The 24088-nt window shown below is 62.5% G+C and carries 19 protein-coding genes; 12 read left to right on the top strand and 7 right to left on the bottom strand.

All coding sequences use genetic code 11. From position 1 onward, the window contains the following. Positions 1 to 74: 74 nt before the first annotated feature. The 6 genes from GST84_05480 to GST84_05455 form a co-directional block, all read right to left on the bottom strand. Positions 75 to 1361 (bottom strand): sugar ABC transporter substrate-binding protein, encoded by a 1287-nt coding sequence (locus tag GST84_05480; protein ID XGB11842.1) that lies wholly within the window; start codon positions 1359 to 1361, stop codon positions 75 to 77. A gap of 104 nt (positions 1362 to 1465) precedes the next feature. After that, complete coding sequence (locus GST84_05475) at positions 1466 to 2716, bottom strand: sugar isomerase (GenBank protein ID XGB11841.1); 1251 nt, start codon at positions 2714 to 2716, stop codon at positions 1466 to 1468. 228 nt (positions 2717 to 2944) lie between these two features. Continuing rightward, positions 2945 to 4399 carry a HAMP domain-containing protein gene (locus GST84_05470; protein ID XGB11840.1) on the bottom strand — a complete coding sequence of 485 codons (1455 nt, stop codon included), beginning with the start codon at positions 4397 to 4399 and terminating at the stop codon, positions 2945 to 2947. After that, complete coding sequence (locus tag GST84_05465; protein XGB11839.1) at positions 4380 to 5105, bottom strand: response regulator; 726 nt, start codon at positions 5103 to 5105, stop codon at positions 4380 to 4382. Before GST84_05465 ends, GST84_05470 begins: the two co-directional genes overlap by 20 nt. Positions 5106 to 5183: 78 nt before the next feature. Continuing rightward, positions 5184 to 6143, bottom strand: coding sequence for a glucokinase (locus GST84_05460; GenBank protein XGB11838.1), 960 nt, complete (start codon positions 6141 to 6143; stop codon positions 5184 to 5186). Further along, positions 6140 to 7966 carry a phosphogluconate dehydratase gene (locus tag GST84_05455; GenBank protein XGB11837.1) on the bottom strand — a complete coding sequence of 609 codons (1827 nt, stop codon included), beginning with the start codon at positions 7964 to 7966 and terminating at the stop codon, positions 6140 to 6142. The genes GST84_05460 and GST84_05455 overlap by 4 nt, the downstream gene beginning before the upstream one ends. A 264-nt stretch (positions 7967 to 8230) precedes the next feature. Here GST84_05455 and gap point away from each other — a divergent pair, with 264 nt between their 5' ends. The 6 genes from gap (at position 8231) to GST84_05425 (ending at position 15220) form a co-directional block, all read left to right on the top strand. Beyond that, the gene (gene gap, locus GST84_05450; protein ID XGB11836.1) at positions 8231 to 9232 is read left to right on the top strand and encodes a type I glyceraldehyde-3-phosphate dehydrogenase; all 1002 of its coding nucleotides are present in this window, start codon (positions 8231 to 8233) and stop codon (positions 9230 to 9232) included. A gap of 382 nt (positions 9233 to 9614) precedes the next feature. Further along, the gene (locus GST84_05445; protein ID XGB11835.1) at positions 9615 to 10127 is read left to right on the top strand and encodes a sigma-70 family RNA polymerase sigma factor; all 513 of its coding nucleotides are present in this window, start codon (positions 9615 to 9617) and stop codon (positions 10125 to 10127) included. Between the two features lie 72 nt (positions 10128 to 10199). Then, a complete protein-coding gene (locus GST84_05440; GenBank protein XGB11834.1) occupies positions 10200 to 11162 on the top strand; it encodes a DUF4880 domain-containing protein in 963 nt (320 codons plus the stop codon). Positions 11163 to 11287: 125 nt separating this feature from the next. Further along, positions 11288 to 13876, top strand: coding sequence for a TonB-dependent hemoglobin/transferrin/lactoferrin family receptor (locus GST84_05435; protein ID XGB11833.1), 2589 nt, complete (start codon positions 11288 to 11290; stop codon positions 13874 to 13876). A 282-nt stretch (positions 13877 to 14158) separates the two neighbouring features. Next, positions 14159 to 14752, top strand: a complete 594-nt coding sequence (locus GST84_05430; protein XGB11832.1) for a biliverdin-producing heme oxygenase — start codon at positions 14159 to 14161, stop codon at positions 14750 to 14752. Positions 14753 to 14806: 54 nt separating this feature from the next. Next, the gene (locus tag GST84_05425; protein XGB11831.1) at positions 14807 to 15220 is read left to right on the top strand and encodes a DUF454 family protein; all 414 of its coding nucleotides are present in this window, start codon (positions 14807 to 14809) and stop codon (positions 15218 to 15220) included. On the opposite strand, the gene arcD (GST84_05420) is transcribed toward GST84_05425, so the two are convergent. Continuing rightward, positions 15200 to 16627 carry an arginine-ornithine antiporter gene (gene arcD / locus GST84_05420; protein ID XGB11830.1) on the bottom strand — a complete coding sequence of 476 codons (1428 nt, stop codon included), beginning with the start codon at positions 16625 to 16627 and terminating at the stop codon, positions 15200 to 15202. The genes GST84_05425 and arcD (GST84_05420) overlap by 21 nt on opposite strands. 434 nt (positions 16628 to 17061) lie before the next feature. Here arcD (GST84_05420) and arcD (GST84_05415) point away from each other — a divergent pair, with 434 nt between their 5' ends. The 6 genes from arcD (GST84_05415) (at position 17062) to GST84_05390 (ending at position 24024) form a co-directional block, all read left to right on the top strand. Further along, positions 17062 to 18489 (top strand): arginine-ornithine antiporter, encoded by a 1428-nt coding sequence (arcD, locus tag GST84_05415; GenBank protein XGB11829.1) that lies wholly within the window; start codon positions 17062 to 17064, stop codon positions 18487 to 18489. A gap of 33 nt (positions 18490 to 18522) precedes the next feature. Further along, entirely contained in the window at positions 18523 to 19776 is a 1254-nt protein-coding gene (gene arcA / locus GST84_05410) for an arginine deiminase (GenBank protein XGB11828.1), read from the top strand. Positions 19777 to 19845: 69 nt separating this feature from the next. Then, positions 19846 to 20856, top strand: coding sequence for an ornithine carbamoyltransferase (locus GST84_05405; GenBank protein XGB11827.1), 1011 nt, complete (start codon positions 19846 to 19848; stop codon positions 20854 to 20856). Positions 20857 to 21020: 164 nt separating this feature from the next. Continuing rightward, positions 21021 to 21950 carry a carbamate kinase gene (gene arcC / locus GST84_05400; protein XGB11826.1) on the top strand — a complete coding sequence of 310 codons (930 nt, stop codon included), beginning with the start codon at positions 21021 to 21023 and terminating at the stop codon, positions 21948 to 21950. Positions 21951 to 22006: 56 nt separating this feature from the next. Beyond that, positions 22007 to 22375: a DUF5064 family protein gene (locus GST84_05395; GenBank protein ID XGB11825.1), complete on the top strand. Its 369-nt coding sequence runs from the start codon at positions 22007 to 22009 to the stop codon at positions 22373 to 22375. 140 nt (positions 22376 to 22515) lie between these two features. Next, the gene (locus tag GST84_05390) at positions 22516 to 24024 is read left to right on the top strand and encodes a PAS domain-containing protein (protein ID XGB11824.1); all 1509 of its coding nucleotides are present in this window, start codon (positions 22516 to 22518) and stop codon (positions 24022 to 24024) included. Positions 24025 to 24088: the final 64 nt, after the last annotated feature.

Here is a 24088-nt window from a genome sequence, read left to right as displayed (position 1 = left end):
ACAGGTCCGGCGTCATGACCAGGAACAGTGGTGAGCAGGGCCCATCTGGGAGCGGGCGTGCCCGCGAACAGCCGTTACCGGGCAGCCTTGATCGCCGCCGCCAGCTTCTTCGCCGCATCGGCCGGGTCGGCCTTGGGGTCGTTGATGTAGTTGGTCACCACATCGAAGAACGCGCCCTGCACGGCCAGCGTGGTGGCCATGTTGTGCGCCATGCTCGGTTGCAGGCCGCCCGTTTTGGAGTCGGCCAGGAAGTCCTTGGCGGAGGTTTGAGCACAGGCATCGAAACCATACTTGCCCATGTCGGCAAGCATGTCGTTGCGTACCGGGATCGAGCCCTTGTTGATGCTGAAGACCTTCTGGAAGTCCTCACCCAGCACCTTGCGGGCGATATCCTGCTGGCCAGCAGAGGTGCCAGCGTTGTTCTGCTTGAACACCACCAGCGAGTCGATGTTGTACAGGAACGCCTTGTCGGTGCCGGGGAATGGCACGCACTGGTAATCCTTGCCGGCGGTTTTCTTCGCCAGGGTCCATTCGCTCTTGGCCCAGTCGCCCATGATCTGCATGCCGGCCTTGCCGTTGATGACCTTGGCGGCTTCCAGGTTCCAGTCCTGGCCCTTGCCGTCCGGGTCCATGTAGGTGGCGACCTTCTTCAGCTCGGTCAGCGCCTTGACCATGTCCGGGCCGGTCAGGGCGGTGTTGTCGAGGTCGACCAAGGCCTTCTTGTAGCCGTCGACGCCCATTACCGACAACACCACGCTTTCGAACACGGTGCTGTCCTGCCAGGGTTGGCCACCATGGGCCAGCGGGATGAAGCCAGCAGCCTTGAGCTTGTCAGCGGCGGCGTAGAATTCCTCGAGGGTGGTGGGCGCCTTGTCGATGCCGGCCTTCTTGAATACTTCGGGGTTGATCCACAGCCAGTTGATACGGTGGATATTCACCGGCACGGCAACATAATCACCGTCGTACTTCACGGTGTCGGCGACTTTCTTGTCCAGCAGGGAGTCCCACTTTTCTTCCTTGGCCACATCCTTGAGCACATCGGCGTCCAGCAGGCCGGTGGCCGCCCAGTCCTGGATGTCCGGGCCCTTGATTTGCGCGACGCCAGGCGGGTTGCCGGCCACCGCGCGGCTCTTCAGCACGGTCATGGCCGTGGCACCGCCGCCGCCGGCAACGGCGCCGTCCTTCCAGATGAAGCCATCTTTTTCGACCTGGGCCTTGAGCACATCGACCGCGGCTTTTTCACCACCGGAGGTCCACCAGTGCACCACTTCGACGCTGCCTTTGGCGTCAGCAGCCTGGGCACCCAGGGGGATCAAGGAGGCAAAGGAAATTGCGGCAGCGAAACGGAGCGTGGAATTCATCGAGGCACCTTTCTTGTTGTTATGCCGTGCAAGTCGATCGCTTGCGTTGCATGAAGTCTAAACAGCGCGCTCGCCTCGTCAGGTAACGAAGCGATGCGTGAATGTCATCGTTTGGTTACATTGCCGCCCAGGTTGCTGGCCAGGCTGGGTGCCAGGGGCAAGCCTGGCAACAGCAGCGCCTGGTAGGCGTGATAGAGGTCGGGCTTGCCCGGCCAGAGGGTGCCGGCCGGCTGGTTGTGTGCATCGAGTTCGTGGTGCCAGCTGCCGCCGATGGGGTCGATGAAATGATTGGCGATAAAGCCCCAGCAGCAGCGGTACCACTGTTCGTAATGCGCCTCGCCGGTGCGTTGCAACAGGGCTGCCGCAGCGGCGCAGGCCTCGGCGTGCACCCAGTGCAGTCGTGCATGCACCACCGGGCGATCAGCCCAGTCCAGCGTATAGACGAAACCCGGTTCACCATCGACGTTCCAGGCCTGCTGGCAGGCGGTGTCGAACAATGCGCGGGCACTGTTCGGCAGCCATTGCGGGGCGCACAGGCCGGCCCGTTCAAGGCTGGCTTCCAGGTGCAGCAGCAACCGCGCCCACTCCAGGGCATGCCCGGGTGTAGTGCCATAAGGCCGAAAGGGGTCGGCGGGGTGTTCGAGGTTGTAATCCGGCAGCGGTGCCCAATGGGCATCGAAATGTTCGATCACCCGATAACCGTTGGCGGCAGCATGGCCATGGATGATGCGTTCGGTAATTCGCAGGGCGCGTTGCAGCCACAGGCCGTTGCCGGTGGCATCTGCCAAAGCCAGAAAGGCCTCGGTCGCGTGCATGTTGCTGTTGGCGCCCCGGTACGGCTCGGGGAGCTGCCAGGCGCGGGAGAAGGCTTCCCGCAGGGCACCTTCTTCTTCGCTCCAGAAATGCGCTTCGATCACCTGGATTGCGTCTGCCAATAGCGTATTGGCGTCGACAACGCCGGCCACCACCGCCGAGCTGGCGGCCAGCGCGACGAAGGCATGCAGGTACGCCGCCTTGCCGCTATCGACGTGGCCGTCGGGGTGAGCGAACCAGCCGCCGTGGTCGGCATCCTGCATGGCTCCGCGCAGTGCTGCCACACCGTGCTCGGCATAGGCCAGGCTGCCAGGGATGCCCTGCAGATGGGCCAAGGCGAAGCAATGGGTCATACGGGCGGTGTTCATGGTTTCGGCACGGGCACCAGGGGCGAGTTGCCCGTTGGCATCCAGATTGCCGAAACCGTCGGGTAGTTTCGCGGCCTTGGCAAAGGCCAGCAGGCGCTGTGCTTCGGCCAAGCGCCAGGCGTTGTGGGCCGGGGCATTGAGCCAGCTGTCAGCGGACAGGTTGAGGGAGGTCATGGGCCAGCTTGATCCTTGCCAGTCATTTGCGAATTCTAGCCAGCGGGGTCATGGCGGATGTCACGAAGGACGGCGGGATTGTCACCGGTCAGTGACATTTCGCCTGCCTGTATTGGCCTCTTCGCGGGCGCGCCCGCTCCCACAAAGACCACACAGCCTTCCAAGTTTACGCTGTACCTGTGGGAGCGGGCTTGCCCGCGAAGAGGCCCACACAGGCACCCCAAAAAATCAATCCATACCCCGTGGCAGATACAGAGTCACCCGCAGCCCGCCCTCGCGCAGGTTCAGCAAGCTCACCTCGCCCCCATGGCTATGGGCGATGTTGCGCGCAATGCCCAACCCCAGCCCATACCCCTGCTGCTGCCCGGCCAGACGGAAATGCGGCTCGAACACCTGTTCCAGCTGCTGCTGCGGCACCCCGGGCCCCTGGTCATCCACCTGCAGCACAAAGCCTTCTGCCCCGTCGATGATGCGCAGCCGCGCCCGTTCGCCGTACTTGATGGCGTTGTCGATCAGGTTGCCGATGCAACGACGCAATGCCAGCGGCTTGCCCGGGTAAGGCGCCAGCGCCTGGCCCTCGACGGTGATGCGACCATCGCCCAGGTAAGGCTCGGCCAGAATCTCCAGCACCTGGTTGAGGTCGACCGGCTCGATGTTTTCGTGGATGTCGGTGTCCTTTACGCACTGCAAGGCGCCTTTGACCAGCAACTCCAGCTCGTCCAGATCCTGGCTGAACTTGGCCTGCAGGCGCTCGTCCTCCAGCAGTTCGACACGCAGGCGCAAGCGGGTGATTGGCGTGCGCAGGTCGTGGGAAATGGCGCTGAACAACTGGCTGCGTTCAGTCAGGTAGCGGCTGATTCGCTCACGCATGCTGTTGAACGCCCGACTAACCTCGACCACTTCACTGCCGCCCGCTTCAGCCAACGGCGCCACATCGGCGCCCAACGACATTTCCCGCGCAGCCCGCGCCAGCCGTTTGAGCGGCCAACTTTGCCAGTGCACCAGCAGGCCGATGAACAGCAGCAGCAAGGTTGTGGTGAGCACGATGAAACCGATCTGCTGCCGAGGCAGGCGTTCGGCCTCCAGGCTGGTATAGGGTTCAGGCAGCAACGAGGCGATATACAACCACTCCCCCTCACCCAGACGGATCTGCGTTACCAGCACCGGCGGGTTGAGTGGTTCCAGGGTCAACGAGTAATGCGCCCAGGAGCGCGGTAGCTCGTCGAGCTTCAGGCCACTGTTGAAGATACGCAGGTCGTCGGGGGCGACGAACGCTACGGAAATTTCCATCTGTGAACCCAGGCGCTCGTGCAGCACCTGCTGGAACACATCGATCACCGCCTGCTTGCGAGGGGTGATGGGCAGTGCCTGCATGTCCAGCGGCGTGGCGTTAAGCGACACGAAAAAACGCGTGCCGCCCATGCTGCGCAATTGGTCGAGCACCAGCGGCCGGTAGGCCACCGGCAGCGAGCGGAAGTAACTGACGCTGGCACTCATGGAATGGGCCAGGCTGCTGGCGCTGGCACGCAGCCCCTGAAGCTGGCTGGCGCGCAGCTGAGATACCCAGATAATGCTGGACAACCCCTGGGCCAGCAGGACAACCAGCAAGGTCAGCAGCAGCATGCGCCCCAGCAAGGAGCGCGGCAGCAGGCGCCAGCGCCGCTCAGGGCGCACAGCAGACATGCGCCGCCAACAAGTAGCCACTGCCTCGCACGGTGCGGATCAGCCGGGGAGGTTTGTCGGTATCGCGCAGGCGCTGGCGCAGACGGCTGACCGCCATGTCGACGATACGGTCCAGCGGCATCGGTTCGCGGCCACGGGTGGCGTTGCCGATGGTGTCGCGGTCGAGGATTTGCTGCGGGTGATCGAGGAACAGTTTGAGCAGGGCAAAGTCGGCGCCGGAGAGGATCACCTCCTCTCCATCACGGTGGAACAGGCGGTGGCTGACCGTGTCCAGGCGCCAGTCGTCGAAGGCCAGCACGGCGCTGCCCGGCGCCGTCTGGCCGAACTCGGTGCGGCGCAACAAAGCCTTGATTCGCGCTTGCAGTTCGCGGGGGCTGAACGGCTTGCCCAGATAGTCATCAGCGCCCAGTTCCAGGCCAATGACCCGGTCAGCCTCGTCCGAGTTGGCGGTGAGCATGATGATAGGTACGCGCGCCTGGCGTGGGTGCTGGCGTACCCAGCGGCACAAGCTGAAGCCGTCTTCGTCGGGCAACATGACGTCAAGAATGACCAGATCGCAGGGCGTGGTTTCCAGCGCACGGCGAAAGCCCCTGCCGTCAGCCTCGGCATGCACCTGGAAGCCGGAGCGGCTCAGGTAGGTTTGCAGCAGTTCACGGATTTCCTGGTCGTCGTCGACCATCAGGATCGATTTGCCGGCAGTGCTCAAGGTGGTCCTTCCTCTTGTTGATTGCAGGTCTTTTTGCCTGCTGTCGGGTATTGCCATCGGGGCCGTCAAGTGGCCCCATCAGTGATCCAACGCCTGCTGCAACGCTACACCGGCCCCCTCCAACCCGGAAAACTCCGCCGTCACCAGCCACACCGGCACCCCGGCAAAATAGCCACTCATACACCCCTTGTCGGCAAAACTCGCGGCAAACCCGCTACGCAAGAACAGCTCGGCAAAGCGCGGAATCACACCGCCAACAATATAGACCCCGCCTCGTGCGCCCAGCGTCAGCACATTGTTACCCGCCACTCGCCCAAGGAAACGGCAGAACTGCTCGACCACCGCCAGCGCTCGCGGCTCACCGCCCAGTGCGGCATCGGTGATATGCGCCGGGGTCTTGTGCCTGGGCGTGTCGCCGTCCAGCGCACAGATCGCCTGGTACAGCCGCACCAGGCCACCACCACTGAGCACGGCCTCGGCGCTGACATGACCGATCTGACTGTGGATCTGCTGGTGGATTGCCGCTTCGCGAGCATTGCCTACCGGCAGGTCAACATGCCCGCCTTCACCCGGCAGGGCCTTCCAGTGCTGTTCGCCCAGACGCAGCAACGAGCCCACACCCAGGCCAGTACCTGGGCCGATCACCAGTGCCGGCCGCGAGGGGTCGGCCTGGCCGGGGCACACCTCGCGGAACTCGCCTTCGCGCAGACGGGTCATGCCCAGCGCCATCGCGGTGAAATCATTGATCAGCAACAGTCGCTCGACCTGCAAGGTCTTGCAAAATGCCGTGCGGCTCAGGCGCCAGTGGTTGTTGGTGAAGCGGAATTCATCGCCATCGACCGGGCCGGCCACCGCCAGGCACACCGCCGCCAGGCCGCCACGGGCGATACCCTGGCTTTCCAGATAGGCCTCGATGGCCTGCTCGGGGTTGGTGTAGTCCGCGGTGGCGAAAATTTTTACCTCATGCAGCTGGTTGTCACGCCACAACGCAAAACGGGCATTGGTGCCGCCAATATCACCAACCAGCAGGTGCTTCATTTGAGGTGCTCCAGGGCCGAGGTAAAGGCACTGGCGCCCTGCTCTGCCGGGCTGAACGCCATGCGCATGAAGCCGAACAGCTCGCGCCCACACCCCAGGTCGTTGCCCTGGGGCGCTGGCGGCAGCTCACGGCTGGCCAGTTCTTCTGCCGACACCATGATCCGCAACGTGCCTTCGACACCGTCGACTCGCACGATATCACCATCGCGCACCCGCGCCAGCGGGCCGCCGTCGTAAGCCTCCGGGCAAACGTGGATGGCCGCGGGGATCTTGCCCGAGGCACCGGACATGCGTCCGTCGGTAACCAGCGCAACTTTGTAGCCACGGTCCTGCAACACACCGAGGAACGGGGTGAGCTTGTGCAGTTCCGGCATGCCATTGCAACGCGGGCCCTGGAAGCGCACCACCGCGACAAAGTCACGCTCCAGCTCGCCGGCCTTGAACGCGTCGGCCAGCGATTGCTGGTCCTGGAACACCCGTGCGGGGGCCTCGACCACCTGGTGCTCAGGGGCGACGGCAGACACTTTCATCACGCCACGACCCAGGTTGCCTTCCATCACCCGCAGGCCGCCTTCGGCCGAGAATGGCCGCGACACCGGGCGCAGGATGCTTTCGTCCAGGCTCTGTTGCGGCCCTTCGCGCCACACCAGCTTGCCATCGTCGAGGAAGGGTTCCTGGGTGTAGCGGCGCAGGCCATGGCCGGCCACGGTGTTGACATCTTCGTGCAGCAGGCCGGCGTCGAGCAGTTCACGAATCAGGAAGGCCATGCCGCCGGCAGCCTGGAAGTGGTTGATGTCGGCCTTGCCGTTGGGGTACACGTGCGACAGGGTCGGCACCACTTCGGAGAGGTCGGCCATGTCCTGCCAGGTCAGCTGGATACCCGCAGCCTGGGCAATCGCCGGGATGTGCAGGGTGTGGTTGGTCGAGCCGCCGGTAGCGTGCAGCGCGACGATGGAGTTGACCAGCGCCTTCTCGTCGACGATTTCGCCCAGCGGCATGAAGCTGCCGCTGGCCTTGGTCATGCGCGTCACCTGCTGCGCGGCCTCGGCGGTGAGTGCGTCGCGCAGCGGTGTGTACGGGTTGACGAACGAGGCGCCCGGCAGGTGCAGCCCCATCACCTCCATCACCAATTGGTTGGTGTTGGCGGTGCCATAGAAGGTGCAGGTGCCGGGGCTATGGTAGGAATTCATCTCGGACTCCAGCAGCTCTTCGCGGCTGGCCTTGCCTTCGGCATAGCGCTGGCGCACATCGGCCTTCTGCTTGTTGGAGATGCCGGAAACCATCGGTCCGCCCGGGACGAAGATGGTCGGCAGGTGGCCGAAGCGCAGCGCGCCCATCATCAGGCCGGGGACGATCTTGTCGCAGATGCCCAGCATCAGTGCTGCGTCGAACATGTTGTGCGACAGCGCTACCGCCGTGGACATTGCGATCACTTCACGGCTGGCGATAGCCAACTCCATGCCCGGCTCGCCCTGGGTCACACCGTCGCACATGGCCGGCACGCCACCGGCAAACTGGCCGACCGAACCGACCTCGCGCAAGGCCTGCTTGATCTGCTCGGGGAAATGCAGGTACGGCTGGTGGGCAGACAACATGTCGTTGTAGGCCGAGACGATGGCCACGTTGGCCGCGTTCATCAGGCGCAGAGTCTGCTTGTCTTCGCTGCCGCAACCGGCCACGCCGTGGGCGAAGTTGGCGCACTGCAGGCTGGCACGCATGGGGCCGTCACTGGCCGCGCCACGAATCAGCTGCAGGTAGCGTTCGCGGGTGGCTCGGCTGCGTTCGACCAGCCGCTGGGTGACCTCAAGGATGCGCGGATGCATGTACTGGACTCCAGGCTAATTGTAAGGGCGGTTTACCGGGCATTTCCCCTCCAAACGATTGCGGCCTAGGCTCATGGTTAGGAGCCCGCTGCATCGGTGGAGGCACGTCGCCCAACCACTCGTTGTATATTTAAACAAAATACTGCCACTAAAAAGGCTTGTTTTCTATCAGCCAGTGAATAATCTTGTAATTCCAACAACAAAACCGTTTCAGTGAAGCTCCTTTGTGCCACAGGTTTCACTCGAACTGCCAGAGGTACTGCCATGACCCTTCGCATCGCCATCAATGGATTCGGCCGAATCGGGCGCAATGTCCTGCGCGCACTGTATACCCAAGGCTATCGCCAGGACCTGCAGGTCGTCGCCATCAACGACCTGGGCGACAGCGCCATGAATGCCCACCTGCTCAAGTACGACAGTGTCCACGGCATCTTTGACGCGACCGTCGAGGCCGACCACGAAAGCCTGACGGTCAACGGTGACCGTATCGCGGTCAGTGCCATCCGCAATCCGGCCGAACTGCCCTGGAAGGCCGAGGCGATCGACGTGGTGTTCGAATGCACCGGGCTGTTCACCGACCGGGCCAAGGCTGCTGCGCACCTGGCCGCCGGGGCGGGCAAGGTGATTGTCTCGGCACCGGCCAAGGGTGCCGATGCCACCGTGGTATACGGGGTCAACCACGACATCCTGCGCGCCTCGCACCAGGTCATTTCCAATGCCTCCTGCACCACCAACTGCCTGGCGCCGATCGCTCAGGTGCTGCACCGGGAGTTCGGCATCGAGCAAGGCCTGATGACCACCATCCACGCCTACACCAACGACCAGGTGCTGACTGACGTGTACCACAGCGACCCGTACCGCGCGCGTTCAGCGACCCAGTCGATGATCCCGAGCAAGACCGGTGCCGCCGAGGCCGTGGGCCTGGTGCTGCCGGAACTGGCCGGCAAGCTGACCGGCATGGCGGTGCGGGTGCCCGTCATCAACGTGTCGCTGGTAGACCTCACTGTCAACCTCAAGCGCGAAGCTACGGCGGAGCAGGTCAACCAGCTGTTCCTCGAGGCCAGCAAGCATTCCAAGGTATTGGGCTACAACGCCCTGCCATTGGTTTCCTGCGATTTCAACCACAACCCGCTGTCGTCGATCTACGATGCCAACCATACCCGCGCCAACGGGCGGATGCTCAAGGTGCTGGCCTGGTATGACAACGAATGGGGGTTCAGCAACCGGATGCTGGATAACTGTTTGGCGTTGTGCCGGGCTGGCTGAGCATGACAAGGCATTTTCGGCGCCTATGAAATCGAGCGCCGCCCGCGCGGCGCATCGCGAGCAAGCTCGCTCCTACATTTGTTTCGGGCCAATTATGCCTGTGGGATTTGCGCGCGAACGCCCTGGCGTATGGCTCGATATCGCGTCGTACAAACAAGGCGGTCGCGCGCCAGTGGCACAGGATGGACTGGCCCGAAACAAATGTAGGAGCGAGCTTGCTCGCGATGCGCCGCGCGGGCGGCGCTCGATTTCAAATACACAGAAAATCCACCGCCAAGCGCCCGCAGACTCACAATCTTTACCTTTTCCTGATAATTCCACACTTGACCTGCCGCACGGATGATAAGCATTATCATTAACCTTTCGTCGGCCAGGTCCCCCCGTGAGTCAGTCCCGGTTCAATTCCGTCTTCCTCGTTCAGCGCCTCACCCTGCTGCGTACCCTGCAGCGCATGGTCGGTAACCCCAGCACGGCCGAAGACCTGCTGCAGGAAACCTACCTGCGGGTGTCCCGCGCGCTGGGCGAGCGGCCCATCGAGCACATCGAGCCGTTCGTGTTTCAGACCGCGCGCAACCTGGCGCTGGACCACCTGCGTGCACGCCGGGTGCAGGCACGCATGCTGGTCGACGACGTGCCCGACGAAGTGCTGCACAGTGTCGCCGCGCCCGCCACCAGCAGCGAGGATGCCGCCCACGCCGAGCAGTTGCTCAAGCACCTCAGCGTCAGCCTCAATCAACTGAGCGAGCGCCAACAACGCATTTTCATCCTCAGCCGCCTGCATGGCGCCACCTATCTGGAAATCGCCGAACAACTGAGTGTTTCGCCCAGCACGGTACAAAAGGAACTGAAACTGATCATGGCAATCTGCATGGGTGTTGCCGACCGTCTCAAGTAGGTAACGCAAAGCCCCTTGCCACTCCCCACCCCAGCCGTGATGATGCGCAGAAAAACCATTCAAGGATTCACCGTGACCGACCGCCCTGCCCCTCGCCCGTCACCTGCCCGGCTTAGCGCCCGAGCTCGTGCCATGGACGAGGCGCTGGACTGGCTGGTGCGCCTGCAATGCGCAGATGCCGCAGACACCCAGGCCTTTGAAGCCTGGCTGAGCGCTGCGCCAGAAAACGCCGAGGCCTATGTCGAGGCCGAGGCACTGTGGAACGGTACCCCGTTGCATCAAGTGGCCACACAGATGCACCAGCAGCAACGCCGCTCATGGCGCGGGCGCCTGCGCAGCCACTGGAAACCTCTGGCCACCGCAGCGCTGCTGGTGGTTGGGCTGTTCACCGTCGGTAACCTGCCCATGCGCCTGCAGGCGGACCACCTGACTGTGGTCGGCGAGCGCCAGCGCCTGCAACTGGAAGACGGCGCAAAAGTGCTGCTCAACACCAATTCGGCATTTGCCAGCGAACGCCAGGACGGCCGCCAGGTCGCCCGCCTGCTGCAGGGCGAGGCTTATTTTCAGGTTCCCGACAGCGCGCAGCTGCCGCTGGAAGTGAAAGCTGGGCCTTTGCGCGCACAGGTGCGCGACACCGACTTTGCCGTGCGTTACCTTGACGGCGAAGCTCAGGTGCGGGTGCAACGCGGCGCTGTCGACCTGCAGGGTGGGCGCGACCAGCGCATCCGCCTGAGTGCCGGCGACAGCATCAGCGTCGGCCCCGAGGGCTTTGGCCAACGCCAGCGCCCAGACATGCACAAGGACCTGGCCTGGATCGACGGCCGCCTGGTGTTCGAGAACTGCCCGTTGAGCCAGGTGCTGGCCGAAGTGCAGCGGTACTACCCGGGCTGGATCATCAACCGCAATACACAGCTGGAGAATGTTGCCGTCACCGGTAACTACCGCCTCGACCAGCCGCTGGAAACCCTGCGCGCACTGGCCCACATCACCTCGGCACAGCTGCATGAGTACCCGGCGCTGGTCATCCTGAACTGACCCTGAATTATTTTTACGCGATCGCACTCGCCCGCCCGTCTCGTTATAGCCAATGCAACTGATTCTTGTTTGTGAACGAGAACAGCCATCACCTATAACAGCCCGCGCGTCTGGGAGCGCTTCCGATGTCCACTGGTCCTACCCGCTCGTCCAACCTTCCCCGCCGTACAGGACAACTGTCCCTGTTGACCCTTGCCCTGCTCGCCAGCGGTGCCTGCAGCCTGCCGGCGCTGGCCGCCGAGCCGGCACAGGCCAGCAGCCCGCGTATGGGCGACTACCGCTTCAGCATCGGCCAGCAACCGCTGGTGTCGGCGATCAACGCCTTCAGCCAGGTCACCGGCTGGCAGGTCGGCTTCAGCGCCGAGCTGGCCGACGGCGTGGCTTCGCCAGGCGTACAGGGTTCGCTGCCGCCAGATGCTGCCCTCAAGCGCCTGTTGCGGGGTACCGGGCTGAGTTTTCGCAAGATCAGCAACGGCAATGTGGTACTGGAGCGCCAAACCGCAAGCAACGTGATCGCCCTGCAGCAGGTGACCGTCAGCGCCACCCGCAGTGCACAGGACGTCAGCCAGGTGCCGAGCACTGTCAGCGTGCAGACCCGTGAGCAACTGGACCGGCAGAACGTGAACAATATCCAGGATCTGGTGCGCTACGAGCCGGGGGTGTCGGTATCCGGAACCGGCCAACGCAGCGGGCTGAACGGCTACAACATCCGGGGTATCGACGGCGAGCGGATTCTCACCCAAGTCGACGGCGTGTCGATCCCCGACAGCTTCTTCTACGGCCCCTACGCCCAGACCCAGCGCAACTATGTCGACCCGGAAATCGTCAAGCGTGTGGAAATCCTCCGCGGCCCGGCCTCGGTGTTGTATGGCAGCAACGCCATCGGCGGTGCGGTGAGCTACTTCACCCTCGACCCGGACGACATCATCAAGCCCGGCAAAGACGTGGGTGCACGCCTGAAAACCGGCTACAGCTCGGCCGACGAAAGCTGGCTGACCTCCGCCACTGTCGCCGGCCGCCAGGGTGATCTCGACGGCCTGCTGCACCTGAGCCAGCGCAACGGCCACGAGACCGAAACCCACGGCAGCCACAGTGGCGACGGCCTGTCACGCACCGAAGCCAACCCGATGGACGTGCGCACCACCAACGTGCTGGCCAAGCTGGGCTGGAACTACGCCGACGACGCGCGCCTGGGGCTCACCTACGAGCGCTACAAGGATGACCGCGACCAGAACATCCTCAGCGCGGTGGGTGGGCCGTTCATTCCGGGCTTCGGTGGCATGAACTCGTACCGCATGCGCCAGGGCAACGACACGATCACCCGTGAACGCTTCGGCCTCAATCATGAATTCGACCTCGATAGCGTGGTCGCAGATCACGTCAAATGGAGCCTCAACTACCAGATCGCGAAGACCGACCAACGCACCGATGAGCTGTATGTCGCCTCGGGACGCCAAGTGTTTCGGGACCGGCAGACGACCTACAAGGATCGCCAGTGGGTATTCGACGCCCAATTGGACAAGGCCTTCAGCATCGGCCAAACCGACCACCTGCTCACCTACGGCACCACACTCAAACAGGAGAAAGTCACGGGTTCACGTAGCGGCACCGGCACTTGCCTGAATATCGGTGGGACCTGCACCGCCATCGGACAGGACAGCGCGCGTGACGGGCAGGCGTTGGTCAGCGACTTCCCGGACCCGACCGTGAATACCTACAGCCTGTTCGCGCAGGATGAAATCCGCTGGAACAACTGGACCTTCATGCCCGGCGCGCGCTACGACTACACCCGCATGGAACCCAAATTCACGGAGGAATTCCTGCGTGGTCTGGAGTCCAGCGGTACGGCGCCAACCTCCCAGGACGATTCGGACAAGAAGTGGCACCGCATCTCGCCCAAGTTCGGCCTGACCTACGCCTTCAACGACAACTACACCTGGTACGGCCAGTATGCAGAGGGCTTCCGTACTCCGACCGCCAAAGCCATGTATGGCCGCTTCCAGAACCTGGACCAAGGCTACCGCGTGGAGGGCAACCCGAACCTCGAGCCTGAAAAGAGCAAAAGCTACGAAACCGGCCTGCGTGGCAACTTCGACGCCGGCAACTTCGACGTGGCAGTGTTCTACAACAAGTACCGTGATTTCATCGACGAAGATGCCGTGCAAAGCGCCAACCTGGAACAGACCTTCCAGGCCAACAACATCAAGCACGCCACGATCAAGGGTGCCGAATTCAAGGGCCGCCTGAACCTCGACCACTTCGGCGCAGCGCAGGGCCTCTATGCCCAAAGCTCGATTGCCTACACCTATGGTCGTAACGATGACACCGGTCAACCGTTGAACAGTGTCAACCCGCTCAAGGGCGTATTCGGCCTGGGCTACGAGCAGCAGAACTACGGCGGCTTGCTGAGCTGGACGCTGGTCAAGCGCAAGACCCGTGTCGACGACAGTACCTTCTATTCGCCTGACGGTTCCACCTCGAAGTTCCGTACCCCGGGCTACGGCGTGCTGGACCTGACCGGCTACTACAAGGTCACCGACGACGTCACCATCAATGCCGGGCTGTACAACCTTACCGACAAGAAATACTGGCAGTGGGATTCGGTGCGCAGCTACGACGGCCAGGGTGAAGCGGCTGTGACCCAGCCTGCTAACATCGACCGCCTGACCATGCCGGGGCGCAACTTCGGTATCAATGTGGTTTGGGATATCTGATCGCTTTAAATGTGCATTGGTTGTGAGATCGAGCGCCGCCCGCGCGGCGCATCGCGAGCGAAGCTCGCTCCTACATCTGTTTCGGGCCAGTTATTCCTGCGCCTTATGCGCGCGGCCCCTTGGTGTCCGACTCTGTATTGTGTCGAACCAACAAGGCGGTCGCGCGGGCGGCGCTCGATCTCTCAGGCGCTGCAATAACCAATCTGAAAACACCCTTTTTTTACTGTCCCGCCCCCGCTGTTTCGTCTTGTATCTAGACGCCCCCTCTCCAAGGACTGCCCCATGACCGAACGCCCAGCCCTGCGCTCCCAACGCCTGAACCAGATCACCCACGCCCCGCACGCCGAGCTGGATGCCCTGGTCAAATCCCACGCGCCTTTCGACAGCCGCGAAAGTTTCGCCCGCTTCGTCGTCGCGCAATACCTGTTCCAGTCCGAGCTGCAGGCCCTGTACAACGACCCTCAACTGATCGCCATCGTCCCTGACCTGGCTGAACGCTGCCGTGCCGACCAGGCCCGCCTGGACCTCGCCGACCTCGACACCGAAGTACCGGCCGCCGTGCCGGGCGCCGTAGGCAAGCCGAGCCTGGGCGAGGCAATGGGCTGGATCTTCGTCTCCGAAGGCTCCAAACTGGGCGCTGCGTTTCTGATCAAGCGTGCCGTGGCCCTGCAGCTGTCCGACAGCTTCGGTGCCCGTCACTTGGGCGAGCCCGCCGGTGGCCGTGCCGAAGGCTGGAAGCAGTTCACCCGCATCCTCGATGGCCTGGCGCTCTCGCCTGAAGAGGAAGCGGCTGCCGAACGCGGTGCAGTGGCCGCTTTCGAGCGTTTCACCGAGCTGCTCAAGCACGCCTACGCTGCGGATGCCGCGCTGGTCTGATACGCCGTAGCCGGCCACCCCTCCGGTGGCCGAACCGTTTTATGCAGTGAGAACATGACCCAACCAGCCCGCTCGAAACTCGCCCGCCTGTTGTATGGAATCCTGGCCTACGTGAGCCTCGGGGTGGGCCTGGTCGCCATTGTGATCCCTGGTTTGCCGACCACCGAGTTCATCCTGCTGGCCGCCTGGGCCGCCACACGCAGCTCACCGCGCCTGTCGGCATGGCTGGAGAACCACCGGCTGTTCGGGCCAATTCTGCATAACTGGCGCAACGGCAAGGTTATCCAGCGCCGCGCCAAGGTCAGCGCAACCATCAGCATGCTGCTGTGTGCGGGCCTGATGCTGACCTTTCTGGAACACCACTGGCCGGTATTCCTGGCAATCGCCGGGATGACCTTGGGCAACCTGTGGATCTGGTCACGCCCGGAGCACGCCTGCCCTGCCCCGTCACAAGCTCAGCAGCCCTGAATACAGGGCATAGGCCGCCAGCGCGGCACCCACCAGCACGGCGGCGAAAATCAGCTTTTCCCAGGCCGTGAACAACGTCTGCCCCTGCTCATGCTTGGCCCTCGCGAACAAGATGACGCCGGGGGCGTACAGCAGCGCCGAAAGCAGCAGGTACTTGAGCCCGCCGGCATACAGCAGCCACACGGCATACAGCAGGGCAACCAGCGCCACCAGCAAGTCCTTGCGCCGCAACCTCGGCTGCCCGGCATAGGTTTCTGCACGCATCGCCAGCAGCACGGCATACGCCGCAGACCACAGGTAGGGCACCAGGATCATCGACGAGGCCAGGTAGATCAGACTGGTGTACGTACCGGCGGAAAACAGCGTGATCAGCAGGAAGCCCTGAATCATGCAGTTGGTCAGCCACAGGGCGTTAGCCGGCACATGGTTGGCGTTTTCCTTGGCCAGAAAGCGCGGCATGGTCTTGTCCCGCGCCGTAGCGTAAAGGATCTCGGCACACAGCAGCGCCCAGGACAGCAAAGCGCCAAGCAACGAGACTGCCAGACCGAGACTGATCAGCAAGGCGCCCCAGGGGCCAACGATATGCTCCAGCACCGAGGCCAGTGAGGGGTTCTGCAGCCCGGCCAGTTCCGGTTGGGTCATGATGCCCAGCGACAACACGTTGACCAGCACCAGCAACGCCAGCACACCAAGAAAGCCGATGACCGTGGCCTTGCCCACGTCTGACCGACGCTGGGCGCGCCCGGAATACACGCTGGCGCCCTCTATGCCGATGAACACGAATACAGTCACCAGCATCATATTGCGCACCTGCTCCAGCACGCTGCCGAATTGTGGGTTGCTCAAGCCCCAGATATCCCGGGTGAAGATGTCGGCGCGGAAGGCAAATGCAGCGATCACCACAAAAATCAGCAACGGCACCACCTTGGCCACGGTAGTGACCTGGTTGATGAAAGCCGCCTCCTTGATGCCGCGCAATACCAGAAAATGCACCGACCACAACAGCAGCGAGGCACAACCGATGGCGATGGGTGTGTTGCCTTCGCCGAACACCGGGAAGTAGAAACCCAGGGTGCTGAACAGCAGTACGAAGTAGCCGACGTTGCCCAGCCAGGCGCTGATCCAGTAGCCCCAGGCCGAGGAAAAGCCCATGTACTCGCCAAAGCCAGCCTTGGCGTAGGCATACACCCCCGAGTCCAGTTCCGGCTTGCGGTTGGCCAAGGTCTGGAACACGAAGGCCAAGGCCAACATGCCGACTGCGGTGATCGCCCAGCCGATCAGCACTGCGCCCACATCGGCACGCGCGGCCATGTTCTGCGGCAGCGAGAAGATCCCGCCACCAATCATCGACCCGACCACCAGCGCGATCAGCGCGCCCAGGCGCAGCTTCTGTCCCGGTTCGCTCATGAGCCTCCTTCTTCAAACCCTGTCATGCGTTTGAAACAGCATTGCGGGCTATATAAATATCGTTACTTATACTGAAGCTGTGGGTTCAACCTATATCACTCATAACTGCTTTGTCTATGTACCTGCCCTCTCAAAACTAGCAGCAGTCCGGCAACAGGAAAAGAAACTGATAAAACTCGAATTTCTTGTGAAAAATTTGCTAAAGCGGCAAAAGCGGCTAATTTCAAGCATCGCAGGCTGAACAGAGCGTTTGCTCTAGAAGGACATGGAGGTGCCAGCACACAAGGCCTGCAGCTCAAGCTGTCGGCACTCTCCAGGAGCACCCGTGAAGGAAATTTCCTACCTTCACGGCGCCTTAAACTGACATAAGTCAGCTCAAGGCAAAGGCGTCGGATCTATTCTGTCGTCAACTTTCTCCTGGCAGGAGTTGTTAAATGTCTGATTCATCCGGAAAACTAAAGCTCGGCGCGTTAGTTGCACTTGTCGTCGGTTCGATGATTGGCGGCGGTATCTTCTCGCTGCCGCAAAACATGGCAGCCAGCGCAGGGGTTGGGGCCGTGCTGATCGGCTGGGCGATCACCGCAGTCGGCATGCTGACCCTGGCCTTCGTGTTCCAGACCCTGGCCAACCGCAAGCCTGATCTGGATGGCGGGGTGTATGCCTATGCCAAGGCCGGCTTCGGCGACTACATGGGCTTTTCCTCGGCCTGGGGCTACTGGATCAGTGCCTGGCTGGGCAACGTCGGCTACTTCGTGTTGCTGTTCAGCACCCTGGGCTACTTCTTCCCGATCTTTGGTGAAGGCAATACCCCAGCCGCCATCATTGGCGCGTCGATCCTGTTGTGGGCGGTGCACTTCCTGGTACTGCGCGGCATCAAGGAGGCTGCCTTCATCAACCTGGTCACCACTGTGGCCAAAGTGGTGCCGCTGGTGCTGTTCGCCCTGATCTGCCTGTTCGCCTTCAGGCTCGACATCTTCACCGCCGATATCTGGGCCGTGGGCACGCCAGAGCTTGGCAGTGTCATGAACCAGGTGCGCAACATGATGCTGGTCACCGTGTGGGTGTTCATCGGCATCGAGGGCGCGAGCATCTTCTCGGCGCGGGCGGAAAAACGCACCGACGTGGGCAAGGCAACGGTGATCGGCTTCGTGACCGTGCTGCTGTTCCTGGTGTTGGTCAACGTGCTGTCGCTGGGCATCATGACTCAACCGGAACTGGCCAAGCTGCAGAACCCGTCGATGGCTGCCGTGCTGGAGCATGTGGTCGGCCACTGGGGGGCGGTGCTGATCAGCGTCGGCCTGGTCATCTCGCTGCTCGGGGCGCTGCTGTCGTGGGTGCTGCTGTGCGCCGAGATCATGTTCGCCGCAGCCAAGGACCACACCATGCCGGAGTTCCTGCGCCGCGAGAACGCCAAACAGGTACCGGCCAACGCCCTGTGGCTGACCAACGCCATGGTGCAGATCTTTCTGGTCATCACGCTGTTCTCAAGCAGCACCTACCTGTCCCTGATCTACCTCGCCACCTCGATGATCCTGGTGCCCTACCTGTGGTCGGCAGCCTATGCGTTCTTGCTGGCACTGCGCAGCGAAACCTACGAACAGGCCCTGGCCGAACGCAAGAAGGACCTGATCATCGGTGGTATCGCCCTGTTGTACGCCGTCTGGCTGCTGTACGCAGGCGGCGTGAAATACCTGCTGCTCTCGGCCCTGCTCTACGCACCTGGCGCCATCCTGTTCGCCAAAGCCAAGCGTGAGGTGGGCAAACCGGTCTTCACCAACGTGGAAAAACTGATCTTCGCAGCCGTGGTCATTGGTGCCTTGGTGGCAGCCTATGGCCTGTATGACGGCTTCCTGACCCTTTGACCCACGTCTTCGCTCAATTGGAGGAATGAAACCATGTCCGCTGAAAAACAGAAGTACGGTGTCCACTCCGAAGCCGGCAAACTGCGCAAAGTGATGGTTTGCGCCCCTGGCCTGGCGCACAAGCGCCTGACGCCGAGCAACTGTGACGAACTGCTGTTCGACGACGTGATCTGGGTCGACCAGGCCAAGCGTGACCATTTCGACTTCGTTACCAAGATGCGCGAGCGTGGCGTGGATGTGCTGGAGATGCACAACCTGCTGACCGATATCGTGCAAAACAAAGAGGCCCTGAAGTGGATCCTCGACCGCAAGATCACCCCTGACACCGTCGGCGTAGGCCTGACCAACGAAGTGCGTAGCTGGCTCGAAGGCCTTGAGCCACGCCACCTGGCCGAATTCCTGATCGGCGGTGTGGCAGGCCAGGACCTGCCGCAGAGCGAAGGCGCCGAAGTCGTGAAGATGTACAACGACTACTTGGGCCACTCCAGCTTCATCCTGCCACCACTGCCCAACACCCAGTTCACGCGCGACACTACTTGCTGGATCTACGGCGGCGTGACGCTGAACCCGATGTACTGGCCGGCGCGTCGCCAGGAAACCCTGTTGACCACCGCCATCTACAAGTTCCACAAGGAGTTCACCGAGGCCGACTTCCAGGTGTGGTATGGCGACCCGGACAAGGACCATGGCAATGCCACGCTCGAAGGCGGTGATGTGATGCCGATCGGCAATGGCATCGTGCTGATCGGCATGGGCGAGCGCACCTCGCGCCAGGCCATCGGCCAGCTGGCGCAAAACCTGTTCGCCAAGGGCGCCGTCAAGGAAGTGATCGTCGCCGGCCTGCCAAAATCCCGCGCCGCCATGCACCTGGACACTGTCTTCAGCTTCTGCGACCGCGACTTGGTCACGGTCTTCCCGGAAGTGGTGAAAGAGATTGTGCCATTCATCATCCGCCCGGACGAAAGCAAGCCTTACGGCATGGATGTACGCCGCATCAACAAGTCGTTCATCGAAGTGGTGGGCGAGCAACTGGGCGTCCAGCTGCGCGTGGTCGAGACCGGCGGCAACAGCTTCGCCGCCGAGCGCGAACAGTGGGATGACGGTAACAACGTGGTGGCCATCGAGCCGGGCGTAGTCATTGGCTACGACCGCAACACCTACACCAACACCCTGCTGCGCAAGGCCGGCATCGAGGTCATCACCATCAGCGCCGGCGAACTGGGCCGAGGCCGTGGCGGCGGCCACTGCATGACCTGCCCGATCGTGCGCGACCCGATCGACTACTAACGACCATCACGCCCGGCCGCACCCATGAAGTGGCGGCCGGGACATCACCGAACTCAAGGAGAAACTGTCATGGCGTTCAACATTCACAACCGCAACTTGCTCAGCCTGGAACACCACACCACCCGTGAGTTGCGCTACCTGCTGGACCTTTCCCGCGACCTCAAACGCGCCAAGTACACCGGCACCGAGCAGCAGCACCTGAAGGGCAACAACATTGCCCTCATCTTCGAAAAGACCTCCACCCGTACCCGTTGCGCCTTCGAAGTGGCAGCCTATGACCAAGGCGCCAACGTCACCTACATCGACCCCAACTCCTCGCAGATCGGCCACAAGGAGAGCATGAAGGACACGGCCCGTGTGCTCGGGCGCATGTATGACGCCATCGAGTACCGTGGCTTCAAGCAGGAAATCGTCGAAGAGCTGGCCAAGTTCGCCGGCGTACCGGTGTTCAACGGCCTGACCGATGAATACCACCCAACCCAGATGATCGCCGACGTGCTGACCATGCGTGAGCACAGCGACAAGCCGCTGCACGACATCAGCTACGCCTACCTGGGCGATGCCCGCAACAACATGGGCAACTCGCTGCTGCTGATCGGCGCCAAGCTGGGCATGGATGTGCGCATCGCCGCGCCCAAGGCACTGTGGCCGCATGACGACCTGGTCGAACGCTGCAAACAGTACGCTGAAGAAAGCGGCGCACGCATTACCCTCACCGAAGACCCGAAAGCCGCGGTCAAGGGTGTCGACTTTGTCCATACCGACGTGTGGGTCTCGATGGGCGAGCCGATCGAAGCCTGGGGTGAGCGCATCAAGCAGCTCAAGCCTTATCAGGTGAATGCCGAACTGATGAAGTCCACCGGCAACCCGCGGACCAAGTTCATGCACTGCCTGCCGGCATTCCACAACTCCGACACCAAGGTAGGCAAGCAGATCGCCGAACAATACCCGGACCTGGCAAACGGCATCGAAGTGACCGATGACGTGTTCGAGTCGCCAGCGTGCATCGCCTTCGAGCAGGCGGAAAACCGCATGCACACGATCAAGGCGATCTTGGTATCGACCCTGGCGGATCTATAAGTAGCCCGCAGTCCCTGTGGGAGCGGGCGTGCCCGCGAAGGCGTCAGCCGCATCATCGATGATGTCAGGTCTGGCCTCTTCGCGGGCATGCCCGCTCCCACAGCGAACTCCGCAGCCTCCGTGCAGCGACAGTCCATTCATTCTTTCGCTAAAGGACATTCCACATGCGTATCGTTGTTGCATTGGGCGGCAACGCCCTGCTTCGTCGCGGCGAGCCCATGACCGCTGACAACCAGCGCGCCAATATCCGCACCGCCACCGAACAGATCGCCAAGATCCACCCTGGCAACGAACTGGTCATCGCCCACGGCAACGGCCCGCAAGTGGGTCTGCTGTCGCTTCAGGCCCTGTCGTACAAGCCAGACGAGGCCTACCCGCTGGACGTGCTGGGTGCAGAGACCGAGGGCATGATCGGTTACATGATCGAACAGGAACTGGGCAACCTGCTGGCCTTCGAGGTGCCCTTCGCCACCTTGCTCACCCAAGTGGAAGTGGACGCCAACGACCCGGCCTTCAAGGATCCGACCAAGTTCATCGGCCCGGTTTACAGCAAGGATGAGGCCGAGCGCCTGGCCAAGGAAAAGGGCTGGGTGGTCAAGGCCGACGGCGACAAGTACCGCCGCGTGGTAGCCAGCCCGAAACCCAAGCGCATCTTCGAAATCCGCCCGATCAAGTGGCTGCTGGAAAAGAACAGCATCGTAATTTGCGCAGGCGGTGGCGGCATCCCCACCCTGTACGATGAAAACCGCAAGCTCAAAGGCATCGAGGCGGTGATCGACAAAGACCTGTGCTCGGCGCTGCTGGCCGAGCAATTGGAAGCCGACCTTCTGATTATCGCCACCGACGTCGATGCAGCCTACATTGACTGGGGCAAACCGACGCAGAAGGCCATCGCCCAGGCCCACCCGGACGCGTTGGAAACGCTGGGGTTTGCCGCCGGCTCCATGGGGCCGAAGGTGCAGGCCGCCTGCGACTTTGCCCGCAACACCGGCAAGGTGGCGGTGATCAGTTCGCTGGAGAACATCAAAGACATCGTCAAAGGCACGGCCGGCACTCGGGTTTCCACCGAGAAGCCGGGGATCAGCTACCGTTGAATGCAGCAGGCGGGCTTACGCGGCCCGCCATTTTCGACCTTCCAAAGGAGATAGCCATGGCCCAGTATCACTCCGGTCATGTACACATCGAGCGCACTGCGCTGAACAACGCCGACCACAGCTATGACCTGAGCATCGAGTACGAGGCTGTGTCGGACCCCAAGGAAGGCAGAGGTATTCAGTTCCACATGCATGGCAGCATCGAAGGCAAGCCGGTGGAAGAAAAGTTCTTCCTGGCCAAGGACCAGGTCTTGCCCAGCTTCCTCATGCTACTGACCCGCAAGGCGCAGTCATATCTGAAGCCGCCGAAAAAATTCGAGACCCTGAGTTCGCCGCACAAGCTTTATGACCATATGTTTGCGGACATTCGCGAAAAGCTCGATGTGAAATCGGGCGACCCGATCAAACCTGAACATCTGGAGTGACCCTTGTCGCGAGCAAGCCCGCCCCTACAGCAGCAATCCTGTGGGAGCGGGCGTGCCCGCGAATGCGCCACCGCCAACCTTGGGCCTGACCCCCGTCTCAGGGCATACTGGCGGCCTCCATCGCCAACTGTTCGAACCCCATGCGCATCCACGTCAGCTTCATCGACCGCGTCGGCATCACCCAGGAAGTCCTCGCCCTGCTCGGTGCCCGCAACCTCAACCTGGACGCCGTGGAGATGGTCCCGCCGAACGTCTACATCGACGCCCCCACCCTCAGCCCCGCCGTACTCGAAGAACTGCACGACGCGCTGTTCGAAGTACACGGTGTGCAATCGGTGGACGTGGTCGACATCCTCCCCGGCCAGCGCCGCCACCTGCAGCTCGATGCCCTGCTGGCCGCCATGAGCGACCCGGTGCTGGCGGTGGACAGCGCAGGCCTGGTGCTGTTGGCCAACCCGGCGCTGATCGAACTGTGCGGTCGCGAATCTGCCGGGCGCTCGGTGGGTGAACTGTTTGGCGACCCCGCATTGCTGCAAGCGCTGCTGGACAACAACTTCCACCTGCCCATGCGCGAAATGCAGCTGAACGGCCATAGCCTGCTGCTGGACGCCATGCCGATCACCAACGCCGGTGGCCTGCTGACGCTGTACCCACCCTCGCGCATGGGCGAACGCCTGTCGGCCCTGCACCACGACCACGCCGAAGGCTTCGATGCCTTGCTGGGCGAGTCGCCGGCCATTCGCACCCTCAAAGCCCGCGCCTTACGCGTGGCGGCGCTCGATGCGCCGCTGCTGGTGCATGGCGAGACCGGCACCGGCAAAGAACTGGTAGCCCGCGCCTGCCATGCCGTCAGCAGCCGCCACGCGGCCCCATTCCTGGCCTTGAACTGCGCAGCACTGCCCGAGAGCCTGGCCGAAAGCGAGCTGTTCGGTTACGCGCCCGGGGCCTTTACCGGCGCGCAACGAGGCGGCAAGCCTGGGCTGATGGAACTGGCCAACCAGGGCACCGTATTCCTTGATGAAATTGGTGAGATGTCGCCATACCTGCAGGCCAAACTGCTGCGGTTTCTCAGCGACGGCAGCTTCCGCCGGGTGGGTGGCGACCGCGAAGTGAAGGTGGATGTGCGCATCATCAGCGCAACCCACCGCGATCTGGAGCGCATGGTCGCCGAAGGTAGCTTCCGCGAAGACCTGTTCTATCGTCTGAACGTGCTTAACCTGGAGGTACCGCCGCTTCGCGACCGTGGCCAGGACATCCTGATGCTGGCGCACTTCTTCATGCAGCAGGCGTGCACGCAGATCCAGCGCCCAGCCTGTCGGCTGACCCCCTCCACCCATTCGGCACTGCTGGCCAACCCTTGGCCGGGCAATGTGCGCCAGTTGCAGAACGTGATCTTCCGCGCCGCGGCTATCTGCGAGGGCAACCTGGTGGATATCGGCGACCTGGACATCGCCGGCACCTCGGTGGCACGCGGGCAAGATGGCGAAGTGGCCAGCCTGGAACAGGCCGTGGGTAATTTCGAGCGCGAGCTGTTACAGCGCCTGTATGCCAGCTATCCGTCAACACGGCAACTGGCCGGGCGCTTGCAAACTTCGCACACGGCTATCGCCCAGCGGCTGCGTAAATATGGAATACCCGGGAAACCATGACGCCCGTGGTAAAAACCCATAATTGAATCAGACTTTTCCTGGCTGCCCAGCCGTATTTGACTGG

This window comes from Pseudomonas putida (genome assembly GCA_041879295.1).
Taxonomy (GTDB): domain Bacteria; phylum Pseudomonadota; class Gammaproteobacteria; order Pseudomonadales; family Pseudomonadaceae; genus Aquipseudomonas; species Aquipseudomonas putida_Y.
Note: the sequence above shows the minus strand (reverse complement) of the source record. Positions and strands in the feature narration are given on the sequence as shown.

Excerpts from the sequence above, each read along its gene's own strand:
- GST84_05390 (XGB11824.1), top strand. The coding sequence starts at position 22,516 with ATGCGCATCCACGTCAGCTTCATCGACCGCGTCGGCATCACCCAGGAA.
- GST84_05460 (XGB11838.1), bottom strand. The coding sequence starts at position 6,143 with ATGAAGCACCTGCTGGTTGGTGATATTGGCGGCACCAATGCCCGTTTT.
- GST84_05395 (XGB11825.1), top strand. The coding sequence starts at position 22,007 with ATGGCCCAGTATCACTCCGGTCATGTACACATCGAGCGCACTGCGCTG.
- GST84_05430 (XGB11832.1), top strand. The coding sequence starts at position 14,159 with ATGACCGAACGCCCAGCCCTGCGCTCCCAACGCCTGAACCAGATCACC.
- gap (XGB11836.1), top strand. The coding sequence starts at position 8,231 with ATGACCCTTCGCATCGCCATCAATGGATTCGGCCGAATCGGGCGCAAT.
- arcD (XGB11830.1), bottom strand. The coding sequence starts at position 16,627 with ATGAGCGAACCGGGACAGAAGCTGCGCCTGGGCGCGCTGATCGCGCTG.
- GST84_05470 (XGB11840.1), bottom strand. The coding sequence starts at position 4,399 with ATGTCTGCTGTGCGCCCTGAGCGGCGCTGGCGCCTGCTGCCGCGCTCC.
- arcC (XGB11826.1), top strand. The coding sequence starts at position 21,021 with ATGCGTATCGTTGTTGCATTGGGCGGCAACGCCCTGCTTCGTCGCGGC.
- GST84_05475 (XGB11841.1), bottom strand. The coding sequence starts at position 2,716 with ATGACCTCCCTCAACCTGTCCGCTGACAGCTGGCTCAATGCCCCGGCC.
- GST84_05455 (XGB11837.1), bottom strand. The coding sequence starts at position 7,966 with ATGCATCCGCGCATCCTTGAGGTCACCCAGCGGCTGGTCGAACGCAGC.
- arcD (XGB11829.1), top strand. The coding sequence starts at position 17,062 with ATGTCTGATTCATCCGGAAAACTAAAGCTCGGCGCGTTAGTTGCACTT.
- GST84_05425 (XGB11831.1), top strand. The coding sequence starts at position 14,807 with ATGACCCAACCAGCCCGCTCGAAACTCGCCCGCCTGTTGTATGGAATC.
- GST84_05435 (XGB11833.1), top strand. The coding sequence starts at position 11,288 with ATGTCCACTGGTCCTACCCGCTCGTCCAACCTTCCCCGCCGTACAGGA.
- arcA (XGB11828.1), top strand. The coding sequence starts at position 18,523 with ATGTCCGCTGAAAAACAGAAGTACGGTGTCCACTCCGAAGCCGGCAAA.
- GST84_05480 (XGB11842.1), bottom strand. The coding sequence starts at position 1,361 with ATGAATTCCACGCTCCGTTTCGCTGCCGCAATTTCCTTTGCCTCCTTG.
- GST84_05405 (XGB11827.1), top strand. The coding sequence starts at position 19,846 with ATGGCGTTCAACATTCACAACCGCAACTTGCTCAGCCTGGAACACCAC.